The organism is Pseudomonas sp. BJa5 (genome assembly GCF_030272875.2).
Lineage (GTDB): Bacteria > Pseudomonadota > Gammaproteobacteria > Pseudomonadales > Pseudomonadaceae > Aquipseudomonas.
In genome coordinates this window covers 144,784-165,567 of record NZ_JALRNG020000002.1, presented here as the reverse complement: position 1 = coordinate 165,567, position 20,784 = coordinate 144,784, and the positions used below count along the sequence as shown (strand labels likewise).

General features: G+C 65.0%; 24 protein-coding genes. 12 read left to right on the top strand and 12 right to left on the bottom strand.

Annotation, left to right across the window (positions count from 1 at the left end; genetic code table 11):
• Window positions 1-22: 22 nt before the first annotated feature.
• From M2D63_RS01975 to M2D63_RS01960, 4 genes are all read left to right on the top strand, one after another.
• On the top strand, window positions 23-1,135 hold the full coding sequence (locus M2D63_RS01975; protein WP_285861071.1) for a P1 family peptidase: 1,113 nt from the start codon (window positions 23-25) through the stop codon (window positions 1,133-1,135).
• A 94-nt stretch (window positions 1,136-1,229) separates the two neighbouring features.
• Window positions 1,230-2,603 carry a nucleotide 5'-monophosphate nucleosidase PpnN gene (gene ppnN, locus M2D63_RS01970; protein ID WP_285861070.1) on the top strand — a complete coding sequence of 458 codons (1,374 nt, stop codon included), beginning with the start codon at window positions 1,230-1,232 and terminating at the stop codon, window positions 2,601-2,603.
• 181 nt (window positions 2,604-2,784) lie between these two features.
• On the top strand, window positions 2,785-3,432 hold the full coding sequence (locus M2D63_RS01965; protein WP_285861069.1) for a TIGR04211 family SH3 domain-containing protein: 648 nt from the start codon (window positions 2,785-2,787) through the stop codon (window positions 3,430-3,432).
• Window positions 3,433-3,434: 2 nt separating this feature from the next.
• A complete protein-coding gene (locus M2D63_RS01960) occupies window positions 3,435-3,686 on the top strand; it encodes an Ada metal-binding domain-containing protein (RefSeq protein WP_285861068.1) in 252 nt (83 codons plus the stop codon).
• 152 nt (window positions 3,687-3,838) lie between these two features.
• Here the strand turns inward: M2D63_RS01960 and dsdC are convergent, their stop codons facing one another.
• On the bottom strand, window positions 3,839-4,762 hold the full coding sequence (gene dsdC, locus M2D63_RS01955; protein ID WP_285861067.1) for a DNA-binding transcriptional regulator DsdC: 924 nt from the start codon (window positions 4,760-4,762) through the stop codon (window positions 3,839-3,841).
• A 2-nt stretch (window positions 4,763-4,764) separates the two neighbouring features.
• Entirely contained in the window at window positions 4,765-6,117 is a 1,353-nt protein-coding gene (gene dsdA, locus M2D63_RS01950) for a D-serine ammonia-lyase (protein ID WP_285861066.1), read from the bottom strand.
• Window positions 6,118-6,296: 179 nt separating this feature from the next.
• Between dsdA and fusA the strand changes: the two genes are divergently transcribed.
• Entirely contained in the window at window positions 6,297-8,402 is a 2,106-nt protein-coding gene (gene fusA, locus M2D63_RS01945) for an elongation factor G (protein ID WP_285861065.1), read from the top strand.
• Between the two features lie 70 nt (window positions 8,403-8,472).
• Here fusA and M2D63_RS01940 read toward each other — a convergent pair whose 3' ends face one another.
• On the bottom strand, window positions 8,473-9,369 hold the full coding sequence (locus tag M2D63_RS01940) for a LysR family transcriptional regulator (protein ID WP_285861064.1): 897 nt from the start codon (window positions 9,367-9,369) through the stop codon (window positions 8,473-8,475).
• Window positions 9,370-9,483: 114 nt separating this feature from the next.
• On the opposite strand from M2D63_RS01940, the gene M2D63_RS01935 reads away from it, so the two are divergent.
• The 3 genes from M2D63_RS01935 (at window position 9,484) to M2D63_RS01925 (ending at window position 11,559) form a co-directional block, all read left to right on the top strand.
• Window positions 9,484-10,686, top strand: coding sequence for an MFS transporter (locus tag M2D63_RS01935; protein ID WP_285861063.1), 1,203 nt, complete (start codon window positions 9,484-9,486; stop codon window positions 10,684-10,686).
• A 2-nt stretch (window positions 10,687-10,688) separates the two neighbouring features.
• Window positions 10,689-11,084 (top strand): DUF4440 domain-containing protein, encoded by a 396-nt coding sequence (locus tag M2D63_RS01930; RefSeq protein WP_285861062.1) that lies wholly within the window; start codon window positions 10,689-10,691, stop codon window positions 11,082-11,084.
• A 187-nt stretch (window positions 11,085-11,271) separates the two neighbouring features.
• Window positions 11,272-11,559 carry a hypothetical protein gene (locus tag M2D63_RS01925; protein WP_285861060.1) on the top strand — a complete coding sequence of 96 codons (288 nt, stop codon included), beginning with the start codon at window positions 11,272-11,274 and terminating at the stop codon, window positions 11,557-11,559.
• A gap of 30 nt (window positions 11,560-11,589) precedes the next feature.
• Here M2D63_RS01925 and M2D63_RS01920 read toward each other — a convergent pair whose 3' ends face one another.
• Window positions 11,590-11,850, bottom strand: a complete 261-nt coding sequence (locus M2D63_RS01920) for a DUF1652 domain-containing protein (protein ID WP_285861058.1) — start codon at window positions 11,848-11,850, stop codon at window positions 11,590-11,592.
• Window positions 11,851-12,156: 306 nt separating this feature from the next.
• Here M2D63_RS01920 and M2D63_RS01915 point away from each other — a divergent pair, with 306 nt between their 5' ends.
• From M2D63_RS01915 to M2D63_RS01905, 3 genes are all read left to right on the top strand, one after another.
• Window positions 12,157-12,342 (top strand): KGG domain-containing protein, encoded by a 186-nt coding sequence (locus M2D63_RS01915; RefSeq protein ID WP_285861056.1) that lies wholly within the window; start codon window positions 12,157-12,159, stop codon window positions 12,340-12,342.
• Window positions 12,343-12,391: 49 nt separating this feature from the next.
• Complete coding sequence (locus tag M2D63_RS01910; protein WP_285861054.1) at window positions 12,392-12,952, top strand: ATP-dependent Clp protease proteolytic subunit; 561 nt, start codon at window positions 12,392-12,394, stop codon at window positions 12,950-12,952.
• Window positions 12,953-13,044: 92 nt separating this feature from the next.
• On the top strand, window positions 13,045-13,272 hold the full coding sequence (locus tag M2D63_RS01905) for a DUF6555 family protein (protein WP_285861052.1): 228 nt from the start codon (window positions 13,045-13,047) through the stop codon (window positions 13,270-13,272).
• Here the strand turns inward: M2D63_RS01905 and M2D63_RS01900 are convergent.
• The 4 genes from M2D63_RS01900 to M2D63_RS01885 all read right to left on the bottom strand — a co-directional run bounded on the left by M2D63_RS01900 (window position 13,260) and on the right by M2D63_RS01885 (window position 16,639).
• On the bottom strand, window positions 13,260-14,192 hold the full coding sequence (locus tag M2D63_RS01900; RefSeq protein WP_285861051.1) for a DNA-3-methyladenine glycosylase: 933 nt from the start codon (window positions 14,190-14,192) through the stop codon (window positions 13,260-13,262). The genes M2D63_RS01905 and M2D63_RS01900 overlap by 13 nt on opposite strands.
• Before the next feature lie 106 nt (window positions 14,193-14,298).
• Window positions 14,299-14,925, bottom strand: coding sequence for an isochorismate family cysteine hydrolase YcaC (gene ycaC, locus M2D63_RS01895; protein ID WP_285861050.1), 627 nt, complete (start codon window positions 14,923-14,925; stop codon window positions 14,299-14,301).
• Between the two features lie 54 nt (window positions 14,926-14,979).
• The gene (locus M2D63_RS01890) at window positions 14,980-15,666 is read right to left on the bottom strand and encodes a hydrolase (RefSeq protein WP_285861049.1); all 687 of its coding nucleotides are present in this window, start codon (window positions 15,664-15,666) and stop codon (window positions 14,980-14,982) included.
• Between the two features lie 97 nt (window positions 15,667-15,763).
• Entirely contained in the window at window positions 15,764-16,639 is an 876-nt protein-coding gene (locus M2D63_RS01885) for a pirin family protein (RefSeq protein WP_285861048.1), read from the bottom strand.
• Between the two features lie 96 nt (window positions 16,640-16,735).
• Here M2D63_RS01885 and M2D63_RS01880 point away from each other — a divergent pair, with 96 nt between their 5' ends.
• On the top strand, window positions 16,736-17,644 hold the full coding sequence (locus M2D63_RS01880) for a LysR family transcriptional regulator (protein WP_285861133.1): 909 nt from the start codon (window positions 16,736-16,738) through the stop codon (window positions 17,642-17,644).
• A gap of 141 nt (window positions 17,645-17,785) precedes the next feature.
• On the opposite strand, the gene M2D63_RS01875 is transcribed toward M2D63_RS01880, so the two are convergent.
• The 4 genes from M2D63_RS01875 to M2D63_RS01860 form a co-directional block, all read right to left on the bottom strand.
• A complete protein-coding gene (locus M2D63_RS01875; protein ID WP_285861047.1) occupies window positions 17,786-18,655 on the bottom strand; it encodes an alpha/beta fold hydrolase in 870 nt (289 codons plus the stop codon).
• Window positions 18,656-18,673: 18 nt separating this feature from the next.
• Window positions 18,674-19,294: a LysE family translocator gene (locus M2D63_RS01870; RefSeq protein ID WP_285861046.1), complete on the bottom strand. Its 621-nt coding sequence runs from the start codon at window positions 19,292-19,294 to the stop codon at window positions 18,674-18,676.
• 106 nt (window positions 19,295-19,400) lie between these two features.
• Entirely contained in the window at window positions 19,401-19,991 is a 591-nt protein-coding gene (locus tag M2D63_RS01865) for a 2-hydroxychromene-2-carboxylate isomerase (protein ID WP_285861045.1), read from the bottom strand.
• 32 nt (window positions 19,992-20,023) lie between these two features.
• The gene (locus M2D63_RS01860) at window positions 20,024-20,755 is read right to left on the bottom strand and encodes an SDR family oxidoreductase (RefSeq protein ID WP_285861044.1); all 732 of its coding nucleotides are present in this window, start codon (window positions 20,753-20,755) and stop codon (window positions 20,024-20,026) included.
• Window positions 20,756-20,784 lie beyond the last annotated feature (29 nt).

The window sequence follows — 20,784 nt, the reverse complement described above, 5'->3', positions numbered from 1 at the left end:
CTTCCCGACGGAGCAGTGCAACATGCGTATTCGTGACCTTGGCATTCGTATTGGCGTGGGCAAGCCGGGCGTGTACAACGCCATCACCGACGTGCCCGGCGTGCGCGTGGGCCACCACACCCTGCACCGCGAAGACGGCGAGCGGGCGGTGCATACCGGGGTCACGGTGATCGAGCCACGGCCTGGTGCGGCGCACCTGCAGCCCTGCTTTGCCGGGGTCCACGTACTCAATGGCAATGGCGATGCCACTGGCCTTGAGTGGATCCGCGAAGCGGGCCTGTTGACCACGCCGATCGCCTACACCAATACCCACAGCGTCGGCGTGGTCCGCGATGCCCTGGTCAGCGCCGAGCGTGAGATGGGCAAGCAACACACCTACTGGTGCATGCCCACCGTGCTGGAAACCTACGACGGCGTGCTCAACGACATCTGGGGCCAGCACGTGCGCGCCGAGCACGTCCAGGCGGCACTGGCCGACGCCCGCAGCGGGCCGGTGGCCGAGGGCTGCGTGGGCGGCGGCACCGGGATGATCTGCCACGAGTTCAAGGGCGGTATCGGTACTGCTTCGCGGGTTTTGAGCGCCGAGGCCGGCGGCTGGACCGTCGGCGCCCTGGTGCAGGCCAACTACGGCGTGCGTGACGCGCTGCGGGTCGGCGGCTATCCGGTGGGCCGGGTACTGGGCGCGCTGCCCTCGCCCTTCGCTGGCCGCGACAACGTTGGCGAGGCCGGCATGGGTTCGATCGTCGTCACCCTGGCCACCGACGCGCCGCTGCTGCCGCACCAGTGCACCCGCCTGGCCCAGCGCGCCAGCGTCGGCCTGGCGCGGGTCGGCGGCGGCACCGAAGACACCAGCGGCGACATCTTCCTGGCCTTCTCGGTGGGCAACAGCGACCTGCCGGTGACCAATGTCGGCCGCCCGGGCCAGCCCACCAGCACCGTGCAGATGGTCAACAATGACCATATCTCGGCGTTGTTCGGCGCTGCGGCAGACGCGGTGGAAGAGGCCATACTCAATGCATTGCTGGCCGCCACCGACCTGCATGCCAATGGCAACCAGGCCCTGGCGCTCAAGCCCGAACAACTGCTCCAGGCCTTGCAGGCCGTCGGCTGGAAAGCCGACCCGGAAGTTCGCTGAAGGGCCCGAGCGCAAAGACACTCGTTGCAGCAACAATTTCTCGGTATGGTGGTGTGCAGAAGAAGGACGTTTAATCGCTCACAGGAAAACCAGAATGCCCCAACGTGAAGTTATCAATGCATCTGTCAGCCCCAAAGGCAGCCTGGAAACACTGTCCCAACGAGAAGTACAGCAACTGAGTGAAGCCGGATCCGGCAGTCTCTACACCCTGTTCCGCCAGTGCGCGCTGGCCATCCTCAACACCGGCGCGCATGTCGACAACGCCAAGACCATCCTCGAAGCCTACAAGGACTTCGAGGTACGCATTCACCAGCAGGACCGCGGCGTGCGCCTGGAGCTACTCAATGCCCCGGCCGATGCCTTCGTCGATGGCGAAATGATCGCCAGCACCCGTGAAATGCTCTTCAGCGCCCTGCGCGACATCGTCTACACCGAAAGCGAACTGGCCAGCCAGCGCATCGACCTGGAAAGCAGCCAGGGCATCACCGACTACGTCTTCCACCTGCTGCGCAACGCGCGCACCCTGCGCCCGGGCGTGGAGCCGAAGATGGTGGTGTGCTGGGGCGGTCACTCGATCAGCAGCGAGGAGTACCAGTACACCAAGAAGGTCGGCCACGAGCTGGGCCTGCGCAAACTGGATGTCTGCACCGGCTGCGGCCCGGGGGTGATGAAGGGGCCGATGAAAGGCGCGACCATCGCCCATGCCAAGCAACGCATGAGCAGCAGCCGCTACCTGGGCCTGACCGAACCCGGCATCATCGCCGCCGAGGCGCCCAACCCGATCGTCAACGAACTGGTGATCTTGCCGGACATCGAAAAACGCCTGGAAGCCTTCGTCCGCGTCGGCCACGGCATCATCATCTTCCCCGGTGGCGCCGGGACTGCCGAAGAGTTCCTGTACCTGCTCGGCATCCTCATGCACCCGGACAACCGCGACCTGCCGTTCCCGGTCATCCTCACCGGCCCGCAAAGCGCCGAGCCCTACCTGCAGCAGCTGCATGCCTTCGTCCGCGCCACCCTGGGCGACGCGGCCCAGCAGCACTACCAGATCATCATCGACAACCCCGCCGAAGTGGCCCGACAGATGGTCGAAGGGCTCAAGGAGGTCAAGCAGTTCCGCCGCGAGCGTAACGATGCCTTCCACTTCAATTGGCTGCTGAAGATCGAAGAAAGCTTCCAGCGCCCCTTCGACCCGACCCACGAGAACATGGCCGGCCTGCAACTGCGCCACGACCTGCCGGCCCATGAACTGGCCGCCAACCTGCGCCGGGCGTTCTCCGGGATCGTTGCCGGCAACGTCAAGGACAAGGGTATCCGCCTGATCGAGGAGCAAGGCCCGTACGAAATCCACGGCGATGCCGCCGTGATGCACCCCTTGGGCAAGCTGCTGGAGGCCTTCGTCGCCCAGCACCGCATGAAGCTGCCCGGTGGCGCCGAATACGTGCCCTGCTACCGCGTCGTCAGCTGATCCAGCCCCTCCCCCGGATTGCGGGCACAACCTGTGCCCGCAACATTTGCTGTCATTTTCCTACACTCTTCAGTGAACCTGCCTGCAGAAACATGGTCTGTCAGCCTGGCGGCCTGCGCGCACGCCCAGACTCACCGGCCCACTCCTCGGGCTTTTTTTGTTTATTCACGCGAAGACCACCATGCCCAACTCTCCCCACCTGCGCCCGCGCAACCGACTTGTCATCGGTTTGATCGCTACCCTGATTGGCCTGAGCGGCACCGTGCAGGCCGAAGAACCCACCAGCAGCGAGCGTTGGGTCAGCGACAGCCTGACCACCTACGTGCGCAGCGGCCCTACCGATGGCCATCGCATCGTCGGCAACCTCAAGTCCGGACAGAAAGTCACCTTGCTCGGCACCCAGGGCAACTACAGCCAGGTGCGCGGCGAAGCCGGCGATACGGTATGGATTCCCAGCAACGATCTGCAAAGCGTCCCCGGCCAGGCCGAACGCCTGCCGCAACTGACCGAGCAGGTGACCCAGCTGGGCGACAAGCTGAAAACCATTGACGACAGCTGGAAGTCCCGGGTCCAGGGCATGCAGGAGACCCTGGATTCGCGCAAGGCGCTGATCGATGAGCTGGAAGCGCGCAACAAGGCACTCACTGGCGAACTGAGCGACACCCAGTCGGAGCTGCGCAGCACCCAGGCGCGCCTGGGCGACGAGAACAAGCAAGTGCTGATGCGCTACATGGTCTACGGCGGCGGCATCGCCGGTGCCGGCCTGCTGGTCGGCCTGATCCTCCCGGCCCTGACCCGCGGGCGCAAGCGCAACGACCGCTGGTTCTGAGCATGGGCAGCGGGCCCTGGCGCCTGCTCGGCGCCGATGGTGTCGAGTACCTGAGCGACCAGCCCGGTGAACTGGGCGGTCATCGGCGCAGCAAGGTCTATGGCCGCCTCGATTGCCCGTGCGCCTTGCGGGCTATCGCCCGGGGCGGCTATGTGCAGCACCGGGTGTTCTTTCTCGACGCCGAAACGGCCCGGGCGGCGGGGTACCGGCCCTGTGCGGTGTGCATGCGCGGCGCTAAGCACACACGACCGTAAACCTGCCCCCACGCATTGACCCGGTTGCGACTGCTGCGCAGTCGATCGCAGGCTTCGCCAGCGCCCACAGGGGCTCCCGGCCTGCCCCGGACGCTGTGGGCGCTGCCGATAGGCTGCGATCGGGCGCGAAGCGGCCGTAAAACCAGACCGCCTCAGTACATCTGCCCCAACCACTCGATCATCACCCGGACCCGCATCGGCATCGGCTCGCGTGGCGGATGCACCAGGTAGTAGCCCTGCCCGGCCACCGGTTCGAAGTCGCCCAAGGGCAGCATCAACAAGCCCTGGTCGATCAGCGGCTGCACCAGTTGCCGACGCCCCATCGCCACCCCCACATGGTTGCTCGCGGCAACCGCGCACAGGTCCGAACGGTCGAACGTCAGGCAGGCACCCGGCAGGCAGGCCTGCAGCCCTCGCCCGCGCGCCCAGCGCTGCCACTCGGCATCGAAGGCCGCATGCTCCCAGGCCAGGGCATCGTGCAGCAGGGTGCACTGGCGCAATTGTTCGGGATTGCCGATCAGGCCATGGCGTTCGGCATACTGCGGGCTGCAGACCGGCGCCAGTTGCTCGGCCATCAACGGCTGGCTGACCAGCCCGGGGTACTCGCCGTCGCCATAGAGCAACGCCAGGTCGATGTGCCGGGCACGAAAGTCCACCGCCTCGTTGCCGGTGCGAATGTCCAGGCTGATCTGCGGGTAGCGCTGCTGGAAATCCGCAAGCCTGGGCACCAGCCAGCACTGGGTGATGGACGGCCGCGCATACAGGGTCAACGGCCCGCTGACCGTCGAGTCTTCATGCAGCGCTTCCTCCAGATCCTCCACCAACCCCTGCACCAGCCGGTACAGGCGTTCGCCCTCCGGGGTCAGGCGGATGCGCCGGGTCAGGCGTTCGAACAGGCGCACGGCCAGCGCCTGCTCCAGCCGGGCAATGCGGTGGCTGACCGCACTGGGGGTCAGGCACAGCTCCGCGGCCGCCAGGGTAAAGCTCAGGTGCCGCGCCGCCACGGCAAAGGTGTGCAGATTGGCAAACTGGGCGCCGGTCAGGCGAGTGCCGAGGCGTGGTGGCAGGTTGAGCATGTTCAGTGCCCGGCCAGCTCGGCGCGGCCTTTGGCCAGGTAGGCGTCCATTTCCTCGCGCGGCACCATGCTGCCGCCGGTGCCCCAGACCAGGTGGGTGGCCCGGGCCATGCGCGCCTCACTGAGGCCCAGGCGCTGGCGATAGCCCTGCTGCTCCTGCAGCACCCGGACCATGCCCGGCACCCCGGCCAGCGCCGAAGGTTCCAGCTCATGGCCTTCACACGCCTGCAGCTGCGCCAGCAAGCGGTACAGGGTGGCGTCGTCGACCGTGTAGTAACCGTCGATCAGGCGCTGCATGGCCCGTCCGACAAAGCCCGAGGGCCGGCCTACCGCCAGGCCGTCGGCGGCGGTCTGGTTGTCGATGCCGAAGTCGTACACCGACACGCCATCGTGCAAGCCGGTATAGACGCCAAGCAACATGCACGGCGAATGGGTCGGCTCGGCGAACAGGCAATGCACCGCATCGCCGAACACCAGCTTCAGGCCGAAGGCCACCCCGCCGGGGCCGCCACCGACGCCACAAGGCAGGTAGACGAACAGCGGATGCTCGGCATCGACCGGGATGCCCTGCTCGTTCAACTGGCGCTGCAGGCGCTCGGCGGCCACCGCGTAACCGAGGAACAGGTTGCGCGAGTTCTCGTCGTCGACGAAATGACAGCGCGGGTCGGCCTCGGCCTCGCGACGCCCCTGCTCCACCGCCACGCTGTAGTCGGCGCTGTACTCGCGCACCTCCACACCATGGTCGCGCAGGCGGTCCTTCTTCCATTGCCGGGCATCGGCCGACATGTGCACCGTGGCCTTGAAGCCCAGGCGCGCACTGATGATGCCGATCGACAGGCCGAGGTTGCCGGTGGAGCCCACGGCAATGCTGTACTGGCTGAAGAACGCCCGGGCCTCTGCGCTGTCGAGCCTGGCGTAATCGTCGCCCGGCTTGAGCAGGCCGCCGGCCAAAGCCAGGTCTTCGGCGTGCTTGAGCACCTCGTAGATACCGCCCCGGGCCTTGATGGAACCGGAAATCGGCAGCAGGTTATCGGCCTTGAGCCACAGCGCGCCGCCTTCGGGCAACCGATGTTCGGCGCGCAACTGCGCCTGCAAGGCCGGCAGCGGCAGCAGCGGCGACTCGATGATGCCATTGCTGGCCGCCGTCTGGGCAAAGGCCGACTGGATGAAGGGGGCAAAACGCTGCAAGCGCTCGCTGGCCTCGCGCACATCCTCGCCACTGAGCGGTACATCGCTCAACGCCTGCGCGCTCGGCGCGATCTGCGGGTTGAACCAGTCAATGGGGCGCAGCGCCACCAGATCGGCGATCAGCGGGTGGCTCCGGCACCAGGCGTCCAAGGGTTTTTCCAGCGGCATTGAAGGGCTCCAGAGGCAGTCGAATAGAACCATTAAGCGACAGCCGCCCCGCGCTTTACAACCGATGCTTGCGCCGTCCATGGATGATCCCTGTTCATCCGTGGAGCGCCGTGCAGACCGCCCCACTTCTGCTACCTTGGGAGAATCCCTTCTTCAGCAACAACCTCAGGTGACCCATCATGGCGCGCACCACCCCCATCGAGCTGTACCGCAATATCGGCATCGTCGCCCATGTTGACGCCGGCAAGACCACCACCACCGAACGCATCCTGTTCTACACCGGGGTCAACCACAAGATGGGCGAGGTGCACGACGGCGCCGCGACCATGGACTGGATGGCCCAGGAGCAGGAACGCGGGATCACCATCACCTCGGCGGCCACCACCGCGTTCTGGCAGGGCTCGACCAAGCAGTTCGCCGACAAGTACCGTTTCAACATCATCGACACCCCCGGCCACGTCGACTTCACCATCGAAGTGGAGCGCTCGCTGCGGGTGCTCGACGGCGCCGTGGTGGTGTTCAGCGGCGCCGATGGCGTCGAGCCCCAGTCGGAAACAGTCTGGCGCCAGGCCAACAAGTACCATGTACCGCGCCTGGCCTACATCAACAAGATGGACCGCCAGGGCGCCGACTTCCTGCGCGTGGTCAAGCAGATCGACCAGCGCCTGGGCCATCACCCGGTGCCGATCCAGCTGGCCATCGGTGCCGAGGAGAAATTCGTCGGGCAGATCGACCTGGTGAAGATGAAGGCCATCTACTGGAACGAAGACGACCAGGGCACCAGCTACCGCGAAGAAGCCATTCCGGCTGAGCTGCAGGCGCTGGCCGACGAATGGCGCGCACACATGGTCGAGGCGGCGGCGGAAGCCGATGACGAGCTGACCATGAAGTTCCTCGAAGGCGAGGAGCTGAGCATCGACGAGATCAAGGCCGGGTTGCGCAAGCGCACCCTGAACAACGAAATCGTCCCGACCATCCTCGGCTCGTCGTTCAAGAACAAGGGTGTGCCGCTGATGCTCGACGCGGTCATCGACTACCTGCCCGCGCCGTCCGAGATCCCGGCGATCAAGGGCACCGACCCGGACGACGAAGAGAAACACCTGGAACGCCACGCCGACGACAATGAGCCGTTCTCGGCCCTGGCCTTCAAGATCGCCACCGACCCCTTCGTCGGCACCCTGACCTTCGCCCGGGTGTACTCCGGTGTGCTCAGTTCCGGCAATGCCGTGCTCAATTCGGTCAAGGGCAAGAAAGAGCGCATCGGCCGCATGGTGCAGATGCACGCCAACCAGCGCGCCGAGATCAAGGACGTCTGCGCCGGTGACATCGCCGCGCTGATCGGCATGAAGGACGTCACCACCGGCGACACCCTGTGCGACATGGACAAGCCGATCATCCTCGAACGCATGGACTTCCCGGACCCGGTGATCTCGGTGGCGGTAGAGCCCAAGACCAAGGCCGACCAGGAGAAAATGGGCATCGCCCTGGGCAAGCTGGCCCAAGAAGACCCGTCGTTCCGGGTCAAGACCGACGAGGAAACCGGCCAGACCATCATCTCCGGCATGGGCGAGCTGCACCTGGACATCATCGTCGACCGCATGCGCCGCGAATTCAACGTCGAGGCCAATATCGGCAAGCCCCAGGTGGCCTACCGCGAGAAGATCAGCAACACCTGCGAGATCGAAGGCCGCTTCGTCCGCCAGTCCGGTGGGCGCGGCCAGTACGGCCACTGCTGGATCCGCTTCTCCCCCGCCGACGAGGGCAAGGAAGGGCTGGAGTTCATCAACGAGATCGTTGGCGGCGTGGTACCGCGGGAATACATCCCGGCGATCCAGAAAGGCATCGAGGAGCAGATGAAGAACGGCGTGCTGGCCGGCTACCCGCTGATCAGCCTCAAGGCAGCGGTCTTTGACGGCTCGTACCACGACGTCGACTCCAACGAAATGGCCTACAAGATCGCCGCGTCCATGGCCACCAAGCAACTGTCGCAAAAAGGCGGCGCGGTGCTGCTGGAGCCGGTAATGAAGGTCGAGGTGGTAACGCCCGAGGAGTACCAGGGCGATATCCTCGGCGACCTCAGCCGGCGCCGGGGCATGATCCAGGATGGCGACGAGACCCCGGCCGGCAAGGTGATCCGCGCCGAGGTGCCGCTGGGCGAGATGTTCGGCTATGCCACTTCGATGCGCTCGATGACCCAGGGCCGGGCCAGCTTCTCGATGGAGTTCACCAAGTACGCCGTGGCGCCGGCGAGCATCAGTGAGGCGATCATCAAGAAGCAGGGATGACACAACCAATTGTAGGAGCGGGCTTGCCCCGCGATTGATTGCACCACCGCATCGCGGGGCAAGCCCGCTCCTACGTCTGAAGATAGGCCTTGAGGTAGTCGATCCAGGCCCGCACCTTGCGCGGTACATGCCGGGTATCCGGGTACAGTGCATACACGCTCTGCCTGGCGAACCGGTAGGACGGCAAGGCATCGAGCAGTCGGCCACAGGCCAGGTCTTCGGCCACCAGCCAGTGCGGCAGCAGCGCCACCCCCATGCCCTGCAGGGCGAACGCTTGGAGGATCGAGGCGTTGTCGGCAACCAGTGGCCGCTCGCCGCGCCCCTGATACTGCACCTCATTACCCTGGGCATCGTGCAGCAACCAATCGGGCTGCTGCTCGAAGCGGCTGTGCAACACCTGCGGCAACTGCGCAAGACGCGCCGGGTTGTCGAGCAAGTCGACGTCCCCAGCCAGCAACGACGGCGCCAGCACCAGGCGCACCTCGTAGCTGTCCAGGCACACCCCGCGATAACTGGAATCATGCGGCTGGCCAAGGCGGATGGCCACGTCGAAGCCATCGCGCAGCAGATCGGCCTGGGCCGTATGGGTCTGCAGGCGCACGCGCAGGTCGGGATGCGCGCGGCAAAAGCCCTGCAGCGCCGGCGCCAGTACCATCACGCCGTACTCCACCGTGGAGGTGATACTCAGGCAGCCCTGCAACCCTGCATGCTCGCCCCGCGCCTCGTCGATGGCGATACGCGCGTGCTCCAGCACCTGCAGGCAGTGACCATGAAAGCGTTCACCCGCTTCGGTCAGGGCAATGCGCCGGGTGGTGCGGCGGAGCAAGGTCACCCCGAGCTCGGCCTCCAGTTGCTTGATATTGAAACTGACGGCGGCGCGGGTCTGGCGCAGGCGTTCGGCGGCGCCGGTGAAGGAGCCGGCCTGGACCACTGCGCAAAACAATTCGAACCGGTCGAGACTGACCATGGATGCCGCCCTGGATTGTCAAAATAATTTGCACAATCTGGCCAATCCTGCGGCCTTATTCAAGTGCATCAAGCGCTCTAGACTGCGCCCTCGCCCCTAGCCGACCGCAACACCATGCCCTATCGCACGAAAATCAGCCTGATCTACCTGCTCGGTTTTGCCCTGGACCTGCTCAACATGTTTGCCCTCAACAGTGCCTATCCGTTGCTGGGCCAGGAGCTGAATGCATCGGTGATGCAACTGAGCGGGGTCGGCAACCTGTACCTGATTGGCCTGAGCCTGGTGATTCCGTTCGGCACCTGGCTGGCGAGGCGCATCGGCGAGCGCCAGACGCTGTTGGTATCGCTGGCCCTGTTCGGCCTGGGCACCTTGCTGGCGGCAATGGCGTCCTCGATTGACAGCCTGTTGCTCTGGCGGCTGCTCCAGGGCCTGGGTGGCGGCCTGTTGATTCCGGTGGGCCAGGCCATGGCCTACCGTGCCTGTCCGCCCCAGCAGCGACCTGCGCTGACCGCCCAGGTGATGATGATTGCCCTGCTGGTCCCGGCCCTGTCGCCCGCACTGGGTGGACTGCTGGTGGATCATGCCAGTTGGCGCTGGATCTTCCTGGCGCTGTTGCCGTTGGTGCTGCTCACCGGACTGCTGGCCCTGGCCTGGCTGCCGGCCAGGGAGCCGGCCAGCCAGAGCGCGCACCTGCTCGACCTCGGCCTGCTGCGCCAGCCGCTGCTGCGCACCGCCATGCTGGTGTACCTGTGCGTGCCCGGGGTGTTCATCGGCGCCAACCTGGTGGCGACGCTCTACCTGCAAGATCGATTGCACCTGAGTGCCACGGCCACAGGCGCGCTGATGCTGCCCTGGTCACTGGGTGCCCTGCTGGCCATTGCCGTGGTGCGCTGGTGTTTCAACCGGTCAGGGCCACGCCGCCTGCTCGGTGCTGGCATCCTGCTGCAGAGCCTCGCCCTGGTTGGCCTCAGCGAGCCCGGGCTGGCCCTGTCCCCCTACGGCCTGGTGCTGGTCTTCGCCCTGCTGGGCCTGGGCAGCAGCCTGTGCAGCAGCAGCACGCAAAGCCTGGCGTTCGTTGCCATCGCCCCCGAACGCATGGCCGCCGCCAGCGCCTTGTGGAGCCTCAACCGCCAGCTCAGTTTCTGCCTCGGCGCAGCCGTCCTGAGTGCACTGCTGAACCACCTGCTGCCCGCACCTGAAGCCTATGCACAAGTGTTACTGGTGGCGGCGGCGCTGTCCTTGCTGGCGCTGCCCGCCGTGCTCACATTGCCCGGGGCGTCGGCCCTCAAGCCTCTCACTTCCTCTACCGAGTCATGATCATGCCCACTGAAAACCGCTGTTTTGACGAAATCCTCGACGTGCATGCGCTGATCCAGCACTGGTTGGCCGGCGAGGCCACAACCGAGCAGTTGAGCGACCTGCTGGCGCATTTCAGCCCACACTTTTCGATGATCGGGCTTAACGGGCAGCGGCTGGACCATGCCGGGTTGCAGCAATTGTTCCTCAGGGCCCATGGCACGCGGCCGCACCTGGTCATCCAGATCGACGAACCACAGCTGATCAGCCTCAGCCAGCACCTGAGCCTGGTCAGCTATCGGGAGCGCCAGCACGATGCCCTGGGCCAACACAGCGTGCGCCGTTCCACGGCGGTGTTCGAATCACTGGCAGATGGCGGCCTGCGCTGGCTGCACTTGCATGAGACGCCTTGCTGCTGACCCGCCCATCCTGCCGACGGCCAGTCAGCCAAGAGAAGGGTCAAAGGCGTTGCCCGCTTGCAGAACGAGGCTCACACTCAAAGTAACCCGCCGTTGGAGGATCTGGGCAATTTTGCCACCTGTGCCTTGCCGACCCTGCAGCACCACCTGCAAGCGACCAGGCCACTGCAAGCGAGTACCGCCAGCCATGAGTAAGGTCAATGCAGCCTACCCGACCTGCCTGCAGATCGACTTTGTCCAGGACACCCTGTTCGGTCCCGTGGCACACAGCGCGCAATGCGAAGTGCAACTGGCGCCGCTGAACCTCAACGGCCTGCCCGGGATGCAGATGCAGGTCCGCGCGCCGGTGCCGGACAAGCTCGAACGCAGCCACAGCCTGGCCTTTACCTGGGAAGGCCGGATCTACCGGGGCATCGTCCACTACCACCGCCGTTGTGACGATGGTGGCCTGCAGCTGCAACTGGAACTGCAGTAGCCGCTGCCGTACGGGGATCGGCGTCTGGGTTCAGACGATGGTGCTGTGCCGGGGATCGCCGGGGGTTCGGTTCAAGCGACGCTCTTCATATATCTGCTCGACCAGGGCGTGCACCTCGTGACAGGTGGTCAGGCTGTCCAGACGAACCTCGGAAACGATCAGGTCGTCCCCCTGCCCCAAGCGGATTGTCAACCACACACCATCCGGGCAGCTCACTTCGCAGTTTTCGGGCAAGAACGCCCGCTCGATCAGTTGTCGCAGTTCAAGGGTTGAGACGCCAATCAGTGACATGGGGCGATCCTCTGTCGCAGAGAGCGACTGCTCAGTAATCACCTGACAGCCGGTGAATGCCAATTGATATTGCCGATGCTGCACCGTTCACCTCATGCACACCGGCAATCGCAGCAGGCCCTTTTGATTGGGAAGACCCGCCGCGACGGGAAGTTCACCGCGCAAGCGCCCGGCCCCGACGGGCGGAGCCGTACGACCGTTCGTCCAGCAGCAGCCAATAAATTTCAAACTTTGCCAACACCCGTGCCGCCCAACCTGTGTGAGGCAACTGCCTCGCACTTCCATTGCAACCAGAGGAAGCACATCATGGCGAACAAAGACACCCAACCGGGCAATCAGGGTAACCGCGGCAACTTTGCCGAAGACCGGCAAAAAGCCTCCGACGCTGGCAAGAAAGGCGGTCAGGCTTCCGGTGGCGGCGCCGGTGGCCAGCCCCGCAAGCCTGACATGGGCAAACAGGACCGCAAGCCAAGTGGTGGCGGCCGTAGTTGATCCACCCGCGACCGGCGCGCCCTCGGTGCGTCGGTCATGAGGCCTGCCCATGACCCAGCAGGTGATTCACTTCCATTGCCAGATCGACCAGCGCACCACCGAGCGCTTTCGTGACCGCTGCCTGCAGGCGATCGACGAAGGGGCCAGCGAGCTGTTGCTGTACCTGTCGACCACTGGCGGCAGTACCAATTTCGGTTTCTCCATCTACAGCTTTCTCAAGTCATTGCCGGTGCCCGTCAGCGCAATCAATGCCGGTAACATCGAGTCCATGGGCATCATCATGTACCTGGCCGCCGGGGTGCGCATCGCCGCCCCGCATTCACGCTTCCTGATCCACCCCATGACCTGGCACTTCAGCCAGAGCGCGGTGGACCACTCGCGCCTGCGTGAATACCTGTCGAGCCTGAACAACGACCTGGAACGCTACGTGCGCATCTTCGAACTGGAAACCCAACAGGCCGAACGCAAGCTCGATATCTTCCACTGCCTGTCCGCCGAGGAGAAGGTCATCCCTGCCTACGACTCGCTGGCTTGCGGGATCGCCCATCGCCTGGAACAGGTGGTGTTCGCCAACGATGCCAGACACTTCACGGTCAGCGGCGAGGACTGAAATCCGATTGAATTTTTTCCCCGCTGGCGCACTCATTCATTGCAGTGGATGGCATTTCCTGACGACTGCTGTGAAAGGATCCCCGAAGGCCCATGATTGACGCCAAACTGTTCGTGATCGACTACCACCTTCACGGTGTTGCCAAGTCCTTCATCATTCGCGCCGAGAAGATGGACAACGCCGAAGCCTGGCACTGGGCAAGCTGCGATGCCGGAGTGGGCAGGATCGGCCGCTATGGCCGGGAAAAGGTGAAGAAGGTCAGCAAGCCCCTGGCCGAGCGCTACGGCATTACCGAAGTGACCTGGCGTCAGTCGCGCTGAGGCGCCGCCAGCCAGGCCCACAGGTGTTGCGCCGCGTAGGCCCGCCACGGACGCCAGGCCAGAGCCCGCTCGGCCAGTTGCGCCTCGGCGCTCTCCAGCAGGCGCAGGGCCTTGGCCAGCGCCACATCGCCGAGCGGGAAGGCATCGGCCGCCCCCAGCTGGCGCAGGGCCAGGTACTGGGCGCTCCAGGGCCCGATACCGCGCAACCGGCACAGGCGCGTGATCCAGGTGTGCAGATCGGCATCGGCCCGTAGCAAACGTGGATCCTCCAGCAGCGCCCGGGCCATGCCCGACAGGGTCGCCGCCCGTGAGCGTGGCAGGCCCAGGTCGCTCAGATCGACATCGGCGATCGCCTGCGGCAACGGAAACACATGGGTCAACTGCCGATCGGCGATCAGCGCCCTGGCCAGCGGTTGCCCATGACGGGCCACCAGGCGCCCGGCCAGGGTCATGGCTGCGGCCACGCTGATCTGCTGGCCCAGCACTGTACGCATGACCTGCTCGAAGGGTTCCCAGCCGCCGGGCACGCGCAGGCCCGGGCGTGCAGCGATCAGGCGCGCCATCAGTGGGTCACGCCCCAACTGCTGGGCGATAACGTGCGGGTCGGCATCCAGATCGAAAACCCGGCGTACCCGGGCAATCAGGCCCGGCAATAGCGAGGCCGGCAAGCCACTGACCGTCAGCGCAAGGCGTTGCCCACCGACAGGACGGCAGTGGATGACGCCCTGGCGCCCGGCCATCACCACAGTGCGCCGGTACACCCCCACCTCCAGCGCTTCGATACCGGCAATCGAACGTGCCGCGAGAAAGCCGAGCATCGAGGGCCAATGATAAGGCGCACGGTAGCTCAGCCAGACCGTGATCGTCGGCCCGTGCCGCACGCTGCGCCAGTAGCGTTTGAGAGGGAGCGATGTGCTCATTGACTGCCCCGCAGTCTGCGTAATCACTGCAAGATTACAGAGAATCGGGCATACAAACGACATCAGCCGGGCTGCATGAGCGCCCGGCTGACGAGTAGCGAACGGCTTACTTGCCTTGGGTGAGGGTGTTGTAGCTGGTGATCAGGTTGCGGTAGTCAGGGATGTGGTTGGAGAACAGGGTTCCCAGCCCCTCGATGTCGTTGCGCCAGTCACGGTGCAGCTCGCAGGCCAGGCCGAACCAGGTCATCAGCTGGGCGCCGGCTTGCGACATGCGGTCCCAGGCCGAATGGCGGGTCAGCTCATTGAAGGTACCCGAGGCATCGGTGACCACGAACACGTCGAAGCCTTCCTCCAGGGCCGACAGCGCCGGGAAGGCCACGCACACTTCGGTCACCACACCGGCGATGATCAGTTGCTTCTTGCCGGTGGCCTTGACTGCCTTGACGAAGTCCTCGTTGTCCCAGGCATTGATCTGGCCCGGGCGGGCAATGTACGGCGCATCCGGAAACTGCGCCTTGAGCTCGGGCACCAGCGGGCCGTTGGGGCCGGTCTCGAAGCTGGTGGTGAGGATGGTCGGCAGCTTGAAGTACTTGGCCAGGTCACCGACGGCCAGCACGTTGTTCTTGAACTTGTCCGGTTCGATGTCACGTACCAGCGACAGCAGGCCGGTCTGGTGATCGACCAGCAGGACGGCGGCGTTGTTCTTGTCCAGGCGTACGTAGGGTTTGCTCATGGTACAACTCCTTGCTGTGGTAAGCCGGCGCCCGCAGGCACCGGACATGAGGGATCAGCGTTGTGAATCCAGGGTTTCGTTGTCGCGGGTTACTTGTTGGGCCTTGAGGTAGCTTTCGATCAGCAACTGGTAGCTCGGGAACACCGCACTGTAGGCTTCGGCCCATTGCTGCGCGTCTTCACGGTTCCAGGTGCGCTGTACTTCGCCACACACGGCGGCGGTGTCCATCGGTACCACACCGGCCTGCATCACGCGGGCCAGGGTGACTTCCTGGGCCATCTTCGAGTAGGTGCCGCTGGCATCGATGACCGCAAATACTTTATAGCCTGCATTTACTGCGCTGATGCTCGGGAACGCCATGCACACGCTGGTGATGGTGCCGGCGATGATCAGGGTCTTGCGCCCGGTCTTCTCGACCGCGGCGACGAATTCCGGATTATCCCAGGCATTGATTTCACCTTTGCGCGGGATGTATTGAGCGTGCGGCGCCGCTTCGTGGATTTCCGGAATCAGCGGGCCGTTGGGGCCCTGGGGTACGGAGGCGGTGGTGATCACCGGCATTTTCGCCAGGGTGGCAATCTTCGCCAGGGTGACGGCATTGGCCCGCAGCTCGGTCATGGGCATGTCCTTGACCGTCTGGAACAGGCCGCTTTGATGGTCGATCAGCAGCATCGCCGCATCATCGGGGTCGATACGCGGGACCTGACCATTGAAGTTGGCAACGTTGGCAAATGTACTCATGGCACGTTCTCCTTGGGACGAGCTGCCCGTTGTACCGGCAGCCCAGGGCGAAGACCGACCGTGCCGGCCGGCCTTCGGGTTTAAGAGCCTAGTAGTGTTAACGGGAGGTAGCCGGCCCGTTCATCTGGCCGAAGCGTCCGCTGCGAAAGTCCTCGAAGGCCTCGGCAATCTCTGCTTCGCTGTTCATCACGAACGGGCCGTAGCCGACAATCGGCTCGTCCAGCGGCTCGCCGCTGAGCAGCAGCACCGACACCTCGGTCTGTGCTTCGAGCAACAGCTCGTCACCGGCCCGCTCGAACAGCACCAGCTGCGCCGGGCCAACCTCACGCTCGCCATTGACCTGCAGCTTGCCGCGCAGCATCACCAGCGCCGTGCTGCGTCCGGCTGCACTGGGCAGGCGCACCTGGGCGCCGGGCTTGAGTTGCAGGTCCCAGACATCCATGGGCGAGAAGGTCCGCGCCGGGCCCTTGTGGCCGCGGTACTCACCGGCGATCACGCGCAGGCTGCCGTTGCTCAGGGGCACCACCGGAATGTCGGTACTCAGCAGCGTCTGGTAACCGGCTGGGGCCGACTTGTCCTTGGCCGGCAGGTTGACCCACAGCTGGACCATCTCCAGGGTGCCGCCCTTCTCGGCGAAGGCCGGGGAATGGAACTCTTCATGGAGAATGCCGCCGGCGGCGGTCATCCACTGCACGTCGCCCGGACCGATCAGGCCACCGGCGCCGGTGGAGTCGCGGTGTTCCAGCTCGCCCTGGTAGACGATGGTCACCGTCTCGAAACCGCGATGGGGATGCTGGCCGACACCACGGCGGGCTTTGGTCGGGCTGAAGTCATGCGGCCCGGCATAGTCCAGCAGCAGGAACGGGCTGATGTGCTGGGCCAGGTTGTCGTAGGTGAACAGGCTGCGAACCGGAAAGCCATCACCGACCCAGTGCGGGTTGGGGCTGCTGTAGACGCCTTGGATCTTTTTCATGAGATGCCTCCTCTCGTGTATGGATACAACCATACGAGCGCAACGACATCGGCGGTAGATCGGTTAAACTGCCCTCAGCGTTCCATATGGAGAACACTGGTGGAAGACCTCAACGACCTGTATTACTTCGCCCAGGTGGTCGATCACGGCGGCTTCGCCCCGGCCGGCCGTGCCCTGGACATGCCCAAATCCAAACTCAGCCGGCGCATCGCCGGGCTGGAAGAACGCCTGGGCGTACGCCTGATCCAGCGCTCGACCCGGCACTTTTCGGTCACCGAAATCGGCCAGGCCTACTACCGCCACTGCGTGGCCATGCTGGTGGAGGCCGAAGGCGCGGCCGAACTGATCGAGCGCAACCGTGCCGAGCCCCAGGGCATCGTGCGCCTGAGCTGCCCCACTGCCCTGCTGGACTTCTGGGTCGGGCCGATGCTGAGCCGCTTCATGGTCCAGTGCCCGCTGGTGCAGTTGCACATCGAAAGCACCAACCGCCAGGTCGACCTGATCCAGGAAGGCATCGACATCGCCCTGCGCGTGCGCGTGCCGCCGCTGGAAAGCAGCGACCTGGTGATGAAGACCCTGGCCCACAGCACCCAGTGCCTGGTGGCCGCACCCGAGCTGCTCGAACGTCTGCCGACGCGGCCGGTGCTGGCCGACCTCGGCGCCCTGCCGAGCCTGCATTGGGGCAAGCCACAACGCGACTATCACTGGGAACTGGTCGGCCCCGACGCCGCCCGCGCCAGCCTGCGTCACCAGCCGCGACTGGTTACCGACGACCTGCTGGTGCTGCGTCAGGCCGCGGTGGCCGGCGTTGGCGTGGTGCATGTGCCGCTGGTGGTGGTGCGCGACGAACTGGCCAGCGGCACGCTGGTGCGGGCTATCCCCGAGTGGGCGCCGGAATGCGGCGTGGTGCACGCGGTGTTCGCCTCGCGCCGGGGGCTGTTGCCGGCGGTGCGGCATTTGCTGGACTTTCTCGCTGCCGAATTCGCCACCAGCGATATCGACTGATCCGACTCGACCGTCCTGTAGCCGCCGCCAGGCTGCGATCGGTAGAAGCGGGCTTGTCCCGCGATGCGATGAGACTGATACGGCGCAATCGCGGGGCAAGCCCGCTCCTACATGCAGCCGATCGCAGCCTGGCGGCAGCGGCTACAACAGGTAGCCGCAGATGCGCTCGGCGCTGGCGCTGGGGTCTTCCTGCATAAAGCAGTGGCCACCCGGCACCTGGGTCGCGGTAACGTGGCGATTGACCTGGGCCCAACGCTGCACCGACTGCGGCACGAAGGGATAGGTGGTCTCGCCGTAGAGCACCAGGCTCGGGGTCTGCACCCGGCTCAACGAGGCCCACATGCGCCGGGGGAAGGAACTGAAGATCTCCACTTCCCGACTCGGCCGGCACTTGAGCACCACGCCTTCGCCACAATCGCCAATGGCATGTTCGATATAGGACTGCAGCGAAGGCTCGCTCCAGCCCTTGAAGATCCCCCGCCCTTCCAGCGAAGCACGTGCTGCCGTGCGGTCCGGCCAGTGGCTGCGGCGGGTAGCGGCCTTGCGCGCCAGGGCGTGGCGACGGTGCAGGCCGACCAGTGCGGCAGCGCCCATCAGGCCCATCATCGAGCGGCTGAACAGTACCGGGTCGAGCAGCACCGCACGCTGGAACAGTTGCGGCTGGCGCGCCAGCATCAGTGCGGTGAGCACCCCGCCGAAGCTGTGACCGAGCGCGAAACGCGGCACATCGGCGTACTCCGCCCGCCCGCTGTCAAAGGCTTCGATAGCCAGTTCCGCCGTGCGATTCCAGCCCTGGAACGGGCCACCGTGATCGCTGTCGCCATGGCCCTGAACGTCACACAGCCACAGGTCGAAATGCTCGGCCAGACGCGCCAGCAAGGGTTGGTAGGTCAGGCTGCAAAAACCGTTGCCGTGCAGGAAATGCAGCAGCGGCTTGCCGCTGGCGGGTGAGCGCCAGCCGCGCAAGGTGAAGCCAGCACTCGTGTCATGGGACCAGGGAATCAACTGCATGTGCCGCTGCACTCATCTTCAGGAAAACCCCGATTCTACAAAGAGCAGTGGGTACAGGGATATCACCAGCAAAGCGGCCATCAGGACATTGAACAGCATCAGCCAGCGCGGATTCTGCAGCACATTGCGCAAGGCGCTGCCGAACATCACCCAGACGCAGACGCTGGGCAGGTTGACCAGGGCGAACACGGCGGCGATGACGATAACGTTGGTGACGTAGCCCTGGGCCGGCGTGTAGGTGGTGATCGCCCCCACCGCCATCACCCAGGCCTTGGGGTTGACCCACTGGAACGCCGCTGCGCCCCAGAAGCCCAGGGGCTTGCGGCGCTCGGGGTTGCTCGCCGACAGCGGCCCCGAGGTGGCGATCTTCCACGCCAGGTACAGCAGGTAGGCGGCGCCCACGTAGCGCAGCACGCTATAGATCGGCGGGTAGGCCTTGAACACTTCACCCAGGCCAAAGCCCACCGCCAGCACCATGACCATGAAGCCGACGCTGATGCCCACGGCGTGGGGAATCGAGCGGCGCACGCCGAAGTTCACCCCGGAGGCCAGCAACATGGTGTTGTTGGGCCCCGGGGTGATCGAGGACACGAAGGCGAACAGCACGAAGGCGGTAATCAGGTCGAGTGAGCTGAGCATGGCAGGCAATCCGTCGGGTTCAAGGCTGTATCGACAGTAACGGAGTCCTGCCCTACCCAGGCCATACAGTTGGCGAAAATATTGCCGCTACACCCGACTGTCCTGCCTAACCAAGGGCCTCGGCAACGAAGTCCAGGCGGTCCTGGCCGAAGAACATCTGCGCGCCGACAAAGCAGGTCGGCGCGCCGAACACGCCGCGTTGCACCGCTTCGTCGGTGGCCGCCTTGAGGGCTGCCTTGACTGCGGGGTCGGCCGTCCAGGCGTGGAACTGTTCGGCATCGAAGCCCGCTTCATCCAGCACAGATGCCAGCACCGCCAGATCCCCCAGGTTGCGCTGCTGCACCCACATTGCCTGGAACACGGCGGTCAGATAAGCCTCGAAGCGCTGCGGCGCAAACAGCTGCACCGCCACGGTGCCGCGCATCAGGTTCAGGGTGTTGATCGGAAAGCCCGGCGGGAAGGCCAGGGTCACGCCATAGCGCCGGGCATAGCGCTGCAGGTCGACGAACAGATGCTGGCCCTTGGCCGGCACCATCACCGGCGAGGCGTTGCCGGTGGCCTGGAACACCCCGCCCAGCAGCATCGGCCGGTACACCAGGTGCGCATCATGGCGGGCGCACAGCGCCGGTAGCTGGGTCCAGGCCAGGTAACTGGCGGGGCTGCCCAGGTCGAAGAAAAATTCAACGCTCTTGCTCATTGCACAGTCCTTTTTTTGTTGTTGTCAGGGGCTTACCAGCGTTCCATCCACGGCCGCAGGTCGAGCTCGAAGGTCCAGGCATCGCGCGGCTGCGCGTGCAGGAACCAGTAGCTGTCGGCGATATGCGCCGGATCCAGGATGCCATCCTGCGACTTCAAGGCGTAGCGCTCGGGGAAGCTGTCGCGGATGAAGGCGGTGTCGATGGCGCCATCGACCACCACATGGCCGACATGGATGTTTCGCGGCCCAAGTTCGCGCGCCATGCTCTGGGCCAGGGCGCGAATGCCATGCTTGGCCCCGGCGAACGCGGCGAAACCTGCGGCGCCGCGCAAGCCGGCGGTGGCACCGGTGAACAGGATAGTCCCGCGCTCACGGGTGATCATGCGTCGGGCCACTGCCTGAGCGGTCAGGAAGCCTGCGAAACAGGCCATTTCCCAGATCTTGAAGTACTTGCGCGGGGTTTCTTCGAGAATGCTGCACGGCACATTGGCGCCGATGTTGAACACGAAGGCCTCGATCGGGCCGATGCTGTTTTCGATCTCTTCGACCAACGCCGCCACCTCCTCTTCCTTGCGCGCATCGGAGCCGAAGCCGTGCGCCTCGCCACCTGCGGCGCGGATTTCGTCCACCAGCGGCTGCAGCTTGTCGGCGCTGCGCCGGGTCACGCAAGCGACGTAGCCCTCACGGGCAAAGCGCTTGGCAATCGCGCCACCGGTCGCATCCCCGGCCCCCACCACCAGCACCACTTTCTTGTTCGTGTTCATCCATCGCCTCCATTGGTAAACGATCATTT